The sequence below is a fragment of the Micromonospora sp. NPDC047707 genome, from assembly GCF_040704235.1.
Classification (GTDB): Bacteria; Actinomycetota; Actinomycetes; order Mycobacteriales; family Micromonosporaceae; genus Micromonospora.
On record NZ_JBEYSU010000027.1, the window covers coordinates 27,880 to 41,494 of the forward strand.

A 13,615-nucleotide genomic window follows, 5' to 3' on the forward strand; every position below is an offset into this window, starting at 1 on the left:
GGTCGGCCCAGGGATGTCCCGGACGGCACGGGGCGGCCGGTCGTGGCAGGGTGGTGGCATGCGGGGCGGCGACGACGTGCTTGTTGAGGAGCGGCTGCGGGCGCTGGAGGAGCGGCTGCGTGGGCCGAGCAGGCTGAAGGCCGATCTGCTGACCGAGGCGCGGCACGGGCTGCTGGACGCCGTCGAGGCGTACCGGGAGGACGGGCTGCCGGCGGCGGAGGCCCGCCGCCGGGCGGTGGCCGAGTTCGGCACGCCGGCGCAGCTCGCCCCGGCGTACCAGGCCGAGCTGGCCGTCGGCGCGCTGCGCGGCCTGGCCTGGCGGGTACTCGCGGTGGCCGCCGCCGGCATCGCCGCCGGTGACCTCACCTGGCGCGGCGCGAGCTGGAGCGACGGCCCCCGGCCTCCGGCGGGCTACCTGCTGCTGTCGGCGTCGATGGACTGGCTCTGGTTCACCGCCGCGGTGCTCGGCGGGCTGGGCGTCCTGGTGGCCGGCGCACGCCGGCGCAGTCCCGTCGTCGACCGGCTGGTCGGCGCCGGCCTGACCGGTCTGCTCGCCCTCGGCGGGCTCGCCGGCGCTGCCCTCTTCGGCTGGTCGGTCGGTCTCTGGGACGGCGCGCTCACCTGGCCGCCGATGATCATCGGTGCGGTGCTGGTGGCGGCCGGCTTCCTCTGGCTGGGTCGCGCCGCCCGGGGCTGGGTGCACGCCGTCCGCTGACCGCCGCCGGGAGGGGCGCTCCTCAGGCGGGTGTGGTGGGTGGCGCGTCCGCGTCGAGGAACCGGCCGACGGTGGAGCTGAACTCGCGCCAGCCGGACCGCTCACCGGCCAGCGCCCGGCGGCCCGCGTCGGTCAACTGGTACGTCCGCCGCTCCCGGCCGTTGACGGTGCTCCAGGTGCTCGCGACGTGGCCGGCCCGCTCCAGCCGGCGCAGCGCGGGATAGATAGTGCCGGTCGGCAGATCGAGGTGGCCGTCGCTGCGGCTGCGGAGCGCCTCGATGATGGCGTAGCCGTGCAGTGGTCCCTGTTCGAGCACCGCCAGGAGCAGTGCGTCGAGGTGTCCGTGCAGCGCCTGGGCCTTCATACGTAGCAACGCTACTTGTCGTCCGGCCGGACCGCCACCGGGGTGCGGACACCGGGACGCCCGGGTCGCCCACTAGGGTATGTGCGCGTAGTCACTCGCCGGAGGAGCCCGGCGGGTGGGCAGCCCGAAGCACACGGAGGTCAGCGTGGCCCGCCAGTCGCCTCAACGGTCCGACGCCGACGAGCCCGATCTCGACGGCCCGGCCGAGTCCGGCACCGCAACCGAGTCCGCCGAGGCCGCCCGCGCACTCTGGGAGGAACTGCGGATCGACCCGGTCGAGATCGCCCTGCCCGCCGGCACCGGCTACACCCTTCGGGCGTACCGGCCGGCCCGGGAGCTGACCCCGACCGACGTCGAGGAGCGGGACCAGGACGACCCCTTCCTCGCCCGCCGTCAGGTGGTGACGGAAGAGGACGAGGACGACGAGAGCGTCGTCATCCTCGACGAGAAGGTCGCCCAGGAGTTCGCCGAGAGCGACGAGGATGAGGCCCGGGAGGCCCGCCGCGGCGGCAAGGGTGAGACGGAGGACGAGGCCGAGGCCGAGGCCGAGGCGGCCGAGGAGGAGGCGGCCGACGAGGAGGTGCCGGTCTTCCTCAGCCACAAGGGCCGGCTGCTGCTCTTCAAGACCCCGGAGTCGCTGGTCAGCTTCGTCCGGTCCGGTGCGCCCAACGACCTGTCTCAACTGGACAGCTGGAATGAACTGTCCGAACGGGTGGAACCGGCCGACATCGCCCCGCTCGACGAGGACATCTACGAGCTCGACCTGGTGGTGGAGAACCTGCGCGGCGGGCACGACGCCTGGGATCCCACGCTGCTCATCGAAGCCGGCGAGATCGCTCGTGACATCTCGTACGCGCTGCGGCTACCGGCCGTGCTGGACATGCTCTCCGCCGGGTCCAGCCTCGACGATCTGGACGAGGCACTGCGGGCCTCTGTCAACGGGGGGATCGGCGGATTCCTCGGCCGACGTCGGTTGAAGAAAATCGGGGCACAAACCGCAAGTTTGGGTTGGCGCACCATTGTCGGCAAGATCTCTGCTGTCGTGGACTGGCGCGACTGACCCGTACCAGGGAGCATCAGTCTCTGGCAGAGAAGACCTTGTGTCCCGGGAGGAGGACGACGCCGTGGCGCTCGTGCGCGTGTACTGCGGTTTGGCCTCGGCGGATCCGGCCGACCGACCGGCTTCAGCCGGTTCGACGCTGACGTCCGCTGTGGTCGATGACGCAGGCCGTCTGCTGCATGTCTGCGAGATCAGCGACGACCCCGCCGGCTACGCCCGGCTGGTCACGCTGCTCGTGGAGCGGTCGGGCGGGCCGAGCGGTGCGGCGATCGCCGCCGACAGCGACGACCACACGGTCACCTCGCTGCTCAGCGCGGCAGGCCGACCCCTCGCCATCGCCGACGACGACTCGGTGGACGACTTCGCCGAGCGGTTCGCCGACGACGACTCCCTGGAGGAGATGCAGTCGCCCCCGGCGGAGCGGCGGGCCGTCGGCCTGGCCCGTGCCCTCCAGGCCGGAGCGCTCTCCGCCGTCACCCTGCCCGCCCCCCGGGACCTCGCCGGCTACAAGCAGGTGCTCGCGGCGCACGCCGCGCTCGCCAACGGCCGGCACTCCGCGGCGGTGGCCCTGCGGGAGGTGCTGCGCGAGCTGTACCCGGCTGCGCTGCGCGCGTACCCCGACCCGGCCGAGCCGGTCGCACTCGCGGTCCTGGACGCCCTTCCCGAGCCGGGGCTACTGACCGGCGTCGGCCGCAGCCGGGACGACACGGCCGACCGCGTCGCGGCGGACCTCGCCGCCGACGGTGTCGCCGACACCGACCAGATCGAGGCGGCGGTGACCGCCCTGCGGGTCGCCATCTCCGAGTCGCCCCGCCGGGCGACGGTCAACCGGGCCCTCACCGCCGCGGTGGCCGAGACGGTCCGGCAGGCCGTCGCCTCCGTACGCGCGTGTGACCTCGGGTGCGACGCGCTGGTCGGCGCGCTCGACGACCGGGTGGGCCCTCCGGCGCCCGGCCGTCGCGCCGCCGCCCGCCGTGGCGAGTCGGTCGGCGAGCTGACCCCGGCCGCCAGCGGCGCCATGCTGCGCGCGGTGCGCCCGGCCGAGCCCGCCCGCCCGGCCACCGGCGCCCGCCGGGCCCGCCCGGAACCGGTCCCCGGCGCGACCCCGCCCCCGTCTCCCCGGCCGCTCGGTCCGCCCCCCGTCGCGCCGGCACCGGTGGCGCCGCCGCCGGTGGCTCCGGCACCGGTCGCCCCCGCCGCGTTCGCGGGCCCGCCGGTCTCCGCACCGCCCGCCCGCCCCGAGGCGTCGCCCAGCCGTATCGACGGCCCGACGAACCGGCCGATCTCGGCGCCGCCGCCCCCGCCTCCCGGCATCACGCCCATCGCCCCGACGCAGCGGGGTTCGGTGCCTCCGGCCGAGGCCGGCGAACCGTTCCGGCCGACGCTGACCACGGCGGCGATCCAGAACGCGCGCGCCGAGCGGCAGCGCACGGTCATCCCGCCCCGGCCGAAGACCACGACCGAGCCGCCCGCCCCGGCCGGCGGCTTCAGCGCCACCGACCTCAGCGTGCCGGTGCCCACGCCGCGTCCCGGCCAGGAACCGGCCACCCCGGGCTCCCGGGCCAACTGGCCGCTGGTCAACAACCCGCAGGACCCGGGCGACAGTTCGGCGCGGAACCCGGTGGTCGGCTCGTACGGCGGGCGCGGCGTCGACGCCCCCACCGACCCGGGCAAGGAGCGTCGGGTCACCCCGCCCTGGCTCGCCGACGACCTCCCCCAGGAACCGCCGATGCTGCGCCTGGTCGAGCCGCCGCCGCTGGCCGACCGGGCCCTGCGCAACGGGCAGGGCCCGGCGACCGACCCGGGCCTGGAGACGCCGCCGCTGCGGCTCGTCGACCGCGACGAGCCCCGCAACGGACGGCCCGCTCCGCGTACGCCGGCGGTGGAGCACCGGCCGGCGCCCCCGGTGGAGCACCGGCCCCCGCCGGTGTCCGACGACGGCGACGGTGACCTGCTGATCTTCGCCCAGGCGAAGTCGGCGTGGTTCGTGGGTCACGGTGAGTCGACCGAGTTCAACTGGTCCTCACTGGACGACAGCGGCTGGCAGGCGGCGGAGCAGGCCGCCAAGCCCGCGATCGGCTCCGAGACCACCGCCGGCCTGCCGAAGCGGGTGCCGCAGGCGAACCTCGTCCCCGGCTCGCCGCTGCGCGACGAGCGTCCACTGCGGATCGTGCGCGACGCCGCCAGCCTCGCCGAGAACACCACCGGCTACTTCCGCGGCTGGCGTCGCGGGCAGGAGATCGGCGGCTTCGCGGTGGGCGGGCGCCCGGGCCGGGAGGCCGCCGGCGGCTGGGACTTCAGCCGCGACACCGGCGACCGCGACGACGACCGGGAGTACGAGTACCGGTCCGCCGGCTACCGGTCCTGACCGGACACTGACGACGCAGCAGGCCCCCGGGCAGAGCCCGGGGGCCTCGTCGTGTGTCCACGGGCCTGACCGGGGGCCGAGTGTGCCGGGCAGAGCCGGGGCCGCGTCGGGTGTCCACAAGGCCGCACGCGAGGCCTGGAGCACGCGTGGTCGCGCCCTGGTGGACGTGAGCAGCCGCGTGCGGGACGGTCAGCGTTCGGCGCCGTGCCGCCGGCCACCCGGTCCGGTCGGCCGCGCCGGCCGTACCCGGACAGCACGTCGCGCCCGGTGGCGGCCGAAGCCACCACCGGGCGCGGACGGGCGAACGTCAGGCCCGGGCGACGGCCCGCGACCGGCGCATGGTGAGCACGTACTCGACCAGCGAGATCAGCACGTGCTTGGTCGACTCCCGGTTCCGGGCGTCGCACGCCACCACCGGCACGTCGCTGGAGATGGCCAGCGCGTCCCGGACGTCCTGCGGGTCGTGGTACTGCATGCCGTCGAAGCAGTTGATCGCCACCAGGTACGGCAGCCGCCGGTGCTCGAAGAAGTCGATCGCCGCGAAGCAGTCGGCGAGCCGGCGGGTGTCGACCAGCACGACCGCGCCGATGGCACCGCGGACCAACTCGTCCCACATGAACCAGAACCGGGTCTGACCGGGCGTACCGAACAGGTACAGGATCAGGTCACGGTCGATCGTGATACGGCCGAAGTCCATGGCCACCGTGGTCGTCGTCTTCCCCGGCACCTGCCGGTTGTCGTCGACGCCCACGCTCGCGGAGGTCATGATCGCCTCCGTGGTCAACGGCGTGATCTCCGAGACCGAGCCGACCAGCGTCGTCTTACCGACGCCGAATCCACCGGCGATAACGATCTTCGCCGACGTCACGCGCCCGCTCGCGGTCGGCGGGCGCGACATGTCAGAGCCTGCGAAGTCCACTCAGCACCCTCTCCAGCAGTTCAGTGCCCACCGCGTCGTCCGAGTCGTCCAGAATGGTCGGCTCGTGGACCGCGACCAGGCCATCCGTCGCCATGTCGGCGATGAGCACCCGGGCCACACCGAGCGGTAGCTGCATCCGCGCCGCGATCTCGGCTAGCGACTGCACGCGTCCGTCACACAGCGCGGCGATGTACTGGTGCTCGCGGCCATGACCGCCGTTGCCGTTGGCAGCGGCCCGGCCGCGCACCGTCGTCTCGACGAGCGCTTCCATTGCGATGTCGAGTCGAGGGCGGGTACGACCACGGGTCACGGCGTATGGACGGACCAACGCGCCGGTCGGTTCGTCACGATCGGCCATGTCCCCGCTCACCTCCTTCGTACCCCGGACCGGCTGGCGCCGGTCGAACCCCTCGTTGTCGTTGCCCCGCCGACCGCACGGTCAGCGGAACGTCAGCCCAGCATGCCCGCGGCCGCACGCGGCTGCGGGGTCAACGCGTCGCCCACCCGGTCGACCAGCAGGGCCATCTCGTAGCCCACCTGGCCGACGTCGCAGCTGCGGGCGGCGAGCACGGCGAACGACGAGCCGTCCGAGATGGACATCAGGAACAGGAAGCCGTTGTCCATCTCGACCACCGTCTGGAGAACGGCACCGCCCTCGAAGCAGCGGGCCGCACCCTGGGTGAGGCTGACCAGGCCGGAGGAGATAGCGGCCAGCTGGTCGGCCCGGTCCCGCGGAAGGTCCCGCGAGGCCGCGAGGAGCAGGCCGTCCGCCGACACGGCGACCGCGTGCGCGACTCCGGGCACCCGGTCGGCGAAGTTGGCGAGCAGCCAACCGAGATCCTGCGTAGTTGTCATCCTTCTTGCTCCTTCTGCCCGCTCCCGGCCACCGGGCCAGAGCCAGACTGCGAGGACTGCCCACCCGGAGTCTCCCCCGGGGTGGTCGAGTTGCCGTCGGAGGGGTTGCTCCGCCCACGCTGGACACCGCGGTGGTAGGCCGACAGCAGGCCACGGACCGATTCGGGAGTGCGCCGCTGCACCGACGTCGTGGGCTTCTCCACCGCGCCGGGCACGAGTTGCGCCATCGGCGTGCGCTTCGGAAGCCCGGTGGGGGTGGTCGACCCCACCTGCACCTCGCTGGCCGCCGAGGCGGCCCGCCAACCGTCGTCGGCGGCGGTCTGCCAGCCGCCGCTGGTCGGCGGCGTAGGCCGCTGCGGCAGCCCCTCGGCGGGAGTGCGGTTCCCGTTCGCCGTCGAGCCGTTCTGGCGCGGAGCGCCGCCGGACGTCGGGGTCTCTGCCATCGGTGCGTTACCTGTCGTTGCGGGTCGTGTCTGCTGCGGCGGTGCCTCGACCCTGGCGAACTGCTGGGTCGTGGCGCCGCCGTTCGGCACGGCCGCCTTGGCGGCCTCCTCCGGGCCCGGACGACGGGTACGGAACCAGGCCGACTCCAGCTCCCGGAAGATCGGCAGCTCCATCGTCTCGTCCGCGTACCGCTGCCGGTTCTGGGCCGGCTGCGGCGTGGTCGGCCGCGCCACGGCGGGCGGCGTGGCCGGAGCCGGTCGGGTGACCGGGGCCGACGGCGTGACGGCGGGACCGGCCTGCGGCGGCACCGGCGCGGACTGCTGCGGCGTCGGGTTCGCCGACGGTTCGGCTGCCGGGCGCGCCACCCGGGGCAGCTCGGTGGTCATGTCCAGCGCCGCGGCGAGCCGCTCCGGCACCGCCGGGGTCGCGGCGTCGCGGGTCGCACCCGGCACCGGCGGCCAGGCCGGCGGGGCGGAGGCGCTCGGGGCCGGCGTCGACGAGACCGGACGCTGGGGCAGCGGCGTGGGGTACGGCTGACCGGACGCCGGGGCGGCCGAGATCGGCTGCCCGGAGACCGGCGAGGCCGACACCGGGGAGGCGGAGATCGGCATGCCCGAGGTCGGCGGGCTGGAGACGGGCGGCGCGGAGTACGGAATCGGCGGGGCCGACACCGGCGGGACCGGCGGCGCCGAGTACGGGCGGGTCTCCGGGCTACTGGGCAGTTGCCGCGGGATCGCCGGCTGCTGCCCGGTGGTGCCCGGGTCCGCCTGGGTGCGGCGCTGCGGCAGCGGGTCGATCGGCTGGCCGTTGGTGGTGCGCGGGGCGAACGCGTCACCGCCGTTGGCCCCGTTGACGACCGGGGTGGCGCCGGTGAGGTCCGACCAGGCCGGCATTCCCCGGGCCGCGCCCGCGGCCGAGGGCGTGCCGGCACCGTTGCGGTGCGCCGGGTCGAACGGGCGGCCGCCGAGCGTCACCTGGTTGCCGGACTCGCCGGGGCGCGGGCCGGGCACCGGCGCGGCCGGGCCGTTGCCGAGCGCCGGCAGGGCACCGAAGGCCGGGGCGGGGCCGCCGAAGGTCGGGGCCGGGCCGGTGGCGGCCGGCGGCAGCGCGGACGGCGGCTGCATCCGGCCCGCCAGTGCCCGGGGCACCAGCACCGCGGTCGGCAGGGTCACGTCCGCGACGGTCCCCCGCTCGGCACCGGGCCGCAGCTCCACCTTGACGCCGTGCCGGGACGCCAGCCGGGCGACCACGACCAGACCCATCATCCGGGAAACGGCCACGTCCACCTGCGGCGGCGTGGCGAGCTTGTCGTTCAGCTCGCGGAGCTGGTCCGGGCTGATGCCGATGCCGCGGTCCTCGACGTAGAGCGAAGCGCGGTCGCCGACCCGGCGGGCCTCGACGACGACCTGCGAGTCCGGCGGGGAGAACGCCGTGGCGTTGTCGAACAGCTCGGCGACGAGGTGCACCAGGTCGTTGACGGCGTGCGCCGCGACCTCGATGTCCCGGTCGATGATCCCGAACTCGATCCGCGTGTAGTGCTCGACCTCGGACTGGGCGGCCCGGAGCACGTCGATCAGGGCGGCCGGCTCACGCTGCACACGGGTCGAGTCGGCACCGGCGAGCACCAGCAGGTTCTCGTCGTTGCGGCGCATCCGGGTGGCCAGGTGGTCGAGCTGGAACAGCTCGGCCAGCCGGTCCGGGTCCTCCTCGCCGCGCTCCAGCCGGTCGAGGTGACCGATCAGCCGGTCGACCAGGATCTGCGACCGGCGGGCCAGGTTGACGAACATGGTCGCGACGGACGCCCGCAGGGCGGCCTGCTCGGCGGCGGTGCGGACGGCTTCCAGGTGGACCGCGTTGAACGCCTCGGTCACCTGGCCGAACTCGTCCTTGCTGCGCACCGGCAGCGGCTCGGCGATCTGGTTGGCCAGCTGTACCGGGGTGAGCTGGCCGGTCACCTGCGGGTCACGCAGCCGGGCGACGGCCTGGGGCAGCCCGTACTGGGCGATGGAGAGGGCGCCCTGACGCAGGTCGCGCAGCGACCGGGCCATCGAGCGGGCGACCAGGTACGCAAAGAGGATGGCCAGCAGCAGCATGCTGAGCAGCAGGCCGGTCTCCAGGAACACCTGGCGCTGCACGTCCGACCGGATGTCGTCGGCGAGCCGGACCGCGTCGGCGTCGATCCTCGCCTCGACCTTCCGGATCAGGCCGGCCTCGGCCACCATCGCGCCGTCCCACTCGTTGGCGTTGAAGCCGGCCTGGCTCAGGTCACGCGCGCTGGAGAGGCCCCTCAGGTTGCTCCGGTAGCCCTGGGCCTCGCGCAGGTCGGCGCCCGCCACGGTCTGCTGGTAGAGCTCCCGCGCGGGCCGGCCGGCGACCGTGTTGAAGGTCTCCAGCCACTGGCGCTGACCGGTGAACGTGGAGATGTAGATGTCGCGCAGGTTCGGCGTGAGCTGGCGCTGGTTCAGCGAGATGTGCACCACGTAGCGTTCCTGCGAGTGGAACTCCTTGTGCCGGGCGAGCGCGGTGGCGGCGCGCATCTGGTCGCTCAGCTCGAGGTCCCCGGCGAGCTGCGTCGCCGAGTCCCGCACGTTGAGCAGGTTGGCGATCAGGTCGTCGTACTGCTGCTGCGTCTGGGCGGTGTCGAGCTTGCGGTTGAGGACCTGGCTCCGGATGCCGGGCAGGTCGGTCAGGGCGCGGTCGATGAAGCGCAGCTCGTTCTCGAAGCTGTTCGGCAGGTCCTCGACCTCGGCGCGCTGCCGCGAGTACGGCCCCTTGGCCTCCTCGACACCGACGGACGCCTGCTCGTACGCCTTCCGGAACCCGTCAGTGGCGTTCCTCGGCGAGCCCACGAGCCGGATGGCGTTGTTGCGCTCGTCCTGCAGCCGGTTGACCAGCTCGCCCGAGTGGCCGACCAGGCTGGTGAGGTCACCCGCCCGGTTGGCGTTGTTGAGCGTCTGCAGGTGGTCGACCAGACCACTGGTACCCACGACGACCGTGGCGATGGTCGGCACGATCATGATGAGACCGAGCTTGGACCAGATCGGCATGTCGCGGAGCCGACCGGCCGGCCGGCGCAGACGCGACAGGAAAGAGCCTGCCGTCTTTGGCCGTTTGCTCACGTCACCGCCCTCGCGTTTGCAGCGTCCGCGTTACCCTCGGGCAACGCCCAGCGGCCGACCCGGCGGGTCGGACCATCCGAGATTCCATCACGCCGTCTCGGAAACGGAAAGCCCAGGTTGGCCGTCGCGGAGGGTGTGATGAGATGTTCTTGCGATCTGATAGCAATCCGTCTGGCCGGAGTAACTGAAGGTAATGGAGCACCCGTACCGCGTTGTCCTGCTCGCCGGCCCTTCCGGCTCCGGAAAGTCGTACATAGCCCGACGAACTGGGCTGCCGGTGCTCTGCCTGGACGACTTCTACAAGAACGGCGATGACCCTACGTTGCCGCGCCTGAACGGCCAGGTCGACTGGGAATCGCCCGCTTCGTGGGACGCCGGGGCAGCCGTGGAGACGATTGTCCGGCTGGCCCGGGAGGGTCGGGCGGACGTCCCGATCTATGCCATCGGGGAGGACCGCAAGGTGGCCACACGGCCATTCGATCTAGCCGGATCGCCACTTTTCATCGCCGAAGGGATTTTCGCCGCCGAGATCGTCGCGGAGTGCCGCCGCCGCGGGGTGCTCGCCGGCGCGTACGCCCTCCGCCGGCCGCGGGGCGCGACCTTCGTCCGCCGGCTCAGCCGCGACCTCGCCGAGCAGCGCAAGGCACCCAGGGTCCTGGTCCGGCGCGGTGTGGCCCTGCTCCGCGCCGAGCCGGCGGTGCTGCGCCGGCAGACCCGCCTCGGCGCGGAGGCCGCCCGCGCGGGCGAGGTGCTGCGCCGGGTGGCCGGACTGCTCGCCGGCCACCCGCACCGTTCCTGACCGCCGCGCGGCCGGTCAGCCGATCAGCTTCGCGTACGCCGGCTTGATCACCTCGTCGATGATCCGCAGTCGCTGGTCGAACGGGATGAAGGCGCTCTTCATCGCGTTGATCGTGAACCACTGGAGTTCGCGCCAGCCGTAGCCGAAGGCGTCCACCAGCAGCGCCATCTCGCGCGACATGCAGGTGCCGCTCATCAGCCGGTTGTCGGTGTTGACGGTGACCCGGAAGCGCAGGTCCCGCAGGAGCCCGATCGGGTGGTCGGAGATCGAGTCGGCGGCGCCGGTCTGGACGTTCGACGACGGGCACAGCTCCAGCGGGATCCGCTTGTCCCGCACGTACGCGGCCAGCCGGCCGAGCACCGGCTCGGGGCCGGGGGTGATGTCGTCCACGATCCGTACGCCGTGGCCGAGCCGGTCGGCGCCGCACCACTGGATCGCCTGCCAGATCGACGGCAGGCCGAACGCCTCGCCGGCGTGGATGGTGAAGTGGAAGTTCTCCCGCTGGAGGTATTCGAACGCGTCCAGGTGCCGGGTGGGCGGGAACCCGGCCTCGGCTCCCGCGATGTCGAAGCCCACCACGCCGGCGTCCCGGTGCCGCACGGCCAGTTCGGCGATCTCCTGCGACCGCGCGGCGTGCCGCATGGCGGTGAGCAGGGTGCCGACGCGGATCGGCGTACCCGCCTGGGCGGCGAGGGCGCTCCCCTCCTCGAAGCCGGCGACGACGGCCTCCACCACCTCGTCCAGCGTGAGGTTCCGCTCCAGGTGCTGCTCGGGGGCGAAGCGGACCTCCGCGTAGACCACGCCGTCGGCGGCCAGGTCGAGCGCGCACTCGCGGGCCACCCGCCGCAGCGACGAGGCGGTCTGCATGACCGCGACGGTGTGGGCGAACGTCTCCAGGTACCGCTCCAGGGAACCGGAGTCGGCAGCGTCGACGAACCAGCGGCCGAGCGCTTCCGGGTCCGTGGTGGGCAGTTCGTGCCCCACCTCGGCGGCCAGCTCGACGATGGTCGCCGGCCGCAGGCCACCGTCGAGGTGGTCGTGCAGCAGCGCCTTCGGGACCTTGACGATGTCCTCGTACCGGATAGTCGCGACCATGGTCAGACCCTAGGGCATGGGTCGACGTCACAGCCCGACCACGCCCTGGCCGGCGATAGGATCGGTGCCATGGGTGTACCACGCCGGTCCGGCAGCCGGCTCTCCCACCACCCGAGCCGGGCCGGCGCCTGACGTGGATCCCCGCATCCTGGAGCGGCTGCGCTGCCCGGTCTGCGGCGAGCCGCTCACGGAGGTCACCGCCGGCACCGCCCGCGCGCTGCGCTGTCCCCGCCGGCACAGCTTCGACCTGGCCCGACAGGGCTACGTGAACCTGCTCGCCGGCCGGGCGCCGCACGCCGGGGACACCGCCGAGATGGTCGCCGCCCGCGCCGACTTCCTCGCCGCCGGCCACTACGACCTCATCTCCGCCGCCCTGGCCGGCGCTGCCACCGCAGCCGTCGCCCGTTATTGCGCTGCCCACCACGGCACCCCCGCCCAACCCCTTTGCTCTGCTTCAACCGACGCACCGGTTTCTGCCGAAAGCCGTTGCGTGGGGGTAAGCAGAGCAAAGGGGCCGGACGCGGCATCCCGACCCGGCGCGGCACCCGGGTCCGGCTCGACGTCGTACCCCCTGCTGGTGGACGCCGGGGCGGGGACCGGCCGGTACCTCGCCGCGGCGCTGGCGGCGTTGCCGGACGCCGTCGGCCTGGCGCTCGACGTGTCGAAGCCGGCGCTGCGCCGCGCGGCGCGCGCCCACGACCGCGCGGCGGCAGCCCTGGCCGACACCTGGCAACGGCTGCCGCTGGCCGACGCGTCCACCGCCGTGCTGCTGAATGTGTTCGCGCCGCGCAACGGCGCCGAGTTCCACCGGGTCCTCGACCCGGCCGGCGCGCTGCTGGTGGTCACCCCGGCCGCCGACCACCTCGCCGAACTGGTCGACCCGCTCGACCTGCTCCGGGTGGACCCGGCCAAGGCGGAACGGGTCGCCGAGAGCCTCGGCGGGCACTTCGTCGAGGAGTCCGGCACCGCGCACCGGGCCCGGTTGACGCTGACCCGCACCGAGGTGGCCACGCTGGTCGGCATGGGCCCCAGCGCCTGGCACACCGACCCGGCCGGGCTCGCCGCCCGGATCACCGCACTGCCCGAACCGGTACCGGTGACCGTGTCCGTGCGGCTCGGCCTCCACCGGCCGCGCTGAGCTCCGGTCAGGTGGACAGATCCACCTCTTCCCAGCCCGGGGGCTCGTCGTGGTACGGCCCGCGCAGGATCACCGCCCACTCCAGCGCCCACCGGCGCTGCCCGATCGCGTTCGCGTCGACCAGCCCGGGCGGCACCCGACCGGCCTGCTCCACCTCCAGGTACGCCCAGTCCAGGCAGTAGTGGAGGTCGAGCAGGGCCGCCGCGTCGGCGGGATGCTGCGGCGCGGCGAGGATCCGGGTCCGCCAGCGCCCGAACGTCTCACCGGCGGCGATGTTCGGCATCCGCTCCACCAGCCGCTCGTCCACCGGCAGCGTGGGATCCAGCTGCTTGGTCAGGCCGAGCACCCAGGCCAGTGCGAACAGCGCGTCGTGGTGCAGCACGAATGAGCGGTGGTCGCCCTTGCCGCCGGTGACGAACTGCCACTCCGGCGGCGTGACCATCTCCATCAGGTGCGAGGTGAGCAGCCAGCTCATCGCCGCCTGGGGCGGCATGCCGAAGCAACGGGTCAGGATGAGGTGCAGCACCGCGATCCGCGCCTCGATCTCGTCGGTCGGGCGCAGCTCGATCTCGTCCCCGGGCTCCCACACGAGAGGGAACTGCGACGGCGGCAGTGGCAGGCCCAGCCGGGCCAGCTCGTCCAGGCTCGCCTCACGTACCGCGCGGGGATCGGGGGCAGGTACGGCCACGACGGATCATCCTCGTCTGCTCGTGCCGGCTCGACGCCGGGTCGTCCCCCC

General features: G+C 73.8%; 12 protein-coding genes. 5 read left to right on the forward strand and 7 right to left on the reverse strand.

The genetic code is table 11. The features are described from left to right. The first annotated feature begins 58 nt into the window (after positions 1-58). The gene (locus tag AB0873_RS23880) at positions 59-715 is read left to right on the forward strand and encodes a permease prefix domain 1-containing protein (RefSeq protein WP_366602254.1); all 657 of its coding nucleotides are present in this window, start codon (positions 59-61) and stop codon (positions 713-715) included. A 22-nt stretch (positions 716-737) separates the two neighbouring features. Here AB0873_RS23880 and AB0873_RS23885 read toward each other — a convergent pair whose 3' ends face one another. Further along, positions 738-1,079, reverse strand: coding sequence for a helix-turn-helix transcriptional regulator (locus AB0873_RS23885; RefSeq protein WP_155328934.1), 342 nt, complete (start codon positions 1,077-1,079; stop codon positions 738-740). A gap of 115 nt (positions 1,080-1,194) precedes the next feature. Between AB0873_RS23885 and AB0873_RS23890 the strand changes: the two genes are divergently transcribed. Together AB0873_RS23890 and AB0873_RS23895 are read left to right on the forward strand one after the other, a co-directional pair. Next, positions 1,195-2,139, forward strand: coding sequence for a DNA primase (locus AB0873_RS23890; RefSeq protein ID WP_366602255.1), 945 nt, complete (start codon positions 1,195-1,197; stop codon positions 2,137-2,139). 40 nt (positions 2,140-2,179) lie between these two features. Continuing rightward, a complete protein-coding gene (locus AB0873_RS23895) occupies positions 2,180-4,507 on the forward strand; it encodes a transposase (protein ID WP_366602257.1) in 2,328 nt (775 codons plus the stop codon). 307 nt (positions 4,508-4,814) lie between these two features. Here the strand turns inward: AB0873_RS23895 and AB0873_RS23900 are convergent, their stop codons facing one another. The 4 genes from AB0873_RS23900 to AB0873_RS23915 form a co-directional block, all read right to left on the reverse strand. Next, the gene (locus tag AB0873_RS23900; protein ID WP_155328937.1) at positions 4,815-5,405 is read right to left on the reverse strand and encodes an ATP/GTP-binding protein; all 591 of its coding nucleotides are present in this window, start codon (positions 5,403-5,405) and stop codon (positions 4,815-4,817) included. Position 5,406: 1 nt separating this feature from the next. Further along, complete coding sequence (locus AB0873_RS23905) at positions 5,407-5,784, reverse strand: DUF742 domain-containing protein (protein WP_155328938.1); 378 nt, start codon at positions 5,782-5,784, stop codon at positions 5,407-5,409. A gap of 92 nt (positions 5,785-5,876) precedes the next feature. Beyond that, positions 5,877-6,281, reverse strand: a complete 405-nt coding sequence (locus AB0873_RS23910; RefSeq protein WP_155328939.1) for a roadblock/LC7 domain-containing protein — start codon at positions 6,279-6,281, stop codon at positions 5,877-5,879. Next, on the reverse strand, positions 6,278-9,844 hold the full coding sequence (locus tag AB0873_RS23915; RefSeq protein ID WP_366602259.1) for a nitrate- and nitrite sensing domain-containing protein: 3,567 nt from the start codon (positions 9,842-9,844) through the stop codon (positions 6,278-6,280). Before AB0873_RS23915 ends, AB0873_RS23910 begins: the two co-directional genes overlap by 4 nt. 193 nt (positions 9,845-10,037) lie before the next feature. Between AB0873_RS23915 and AB0873_RS23920 the strand changes: the two genes are divergently transcribed. Next, on the forward strand, positions 10,038-10,643 hold the full coding sequence (locus AB0873_RS23920) for an ATP-binding protein (protein WP_366602260.1): 606 nt from the start codon (positions 10,038-10,040) through the stop codon (positions 10,641-10,643). A 15-nt stretch (positions 10,644-10,658) separates the two neighbouring features. Here AB0873_RS23920 and AB0873_RS23925 read toward each other — a convergent pair whose 3' ends face one another. Further along, positions 10,659-11,738, reverse strand: coding sequence for an adenosine deaminase (locus AB0873_RS23925; RefSeq protein WP_366602261.1), 1,080 nt, complete (start codon positions 11,736-11,738; stop codon positions 10,659-10,661). A 133-nt stretch (positions 11,739-11,871) separates the two neighbouring features. Here AB0873_RS23925 and AB0873_RS23930 point away from each other — a divergent pair, with 133 nt between their 5' ends. Beyond that, entirely contained in the window at positions 11,872-12,876 is a 1,005-nt protein-coding gene (locus AB0873_RS23930) for a putative RNA methyltransferase (RefSeq protein ID WP_366602262.1), read from the forward strand. A gap of 7 nt (positions 12,877-12,883) precedes the next feature. Here AB0873_RS23930 and AB0873_RS23935 read toward each other — a convergent pair whose 3' ends face one another. Further along, complete coding sequence (locus AB0873_RS23935) at positions 12,884-13,564, reverse strand: DUF4272 domain-containing protein (RefSeq protein ID WP_366602263.1); 681 nt, start codon at positions 13,562-13,564, stop codon at positions 12,884-12,886. Positions 13,565-13,615 lie beyond the last annotated feature (51 nt).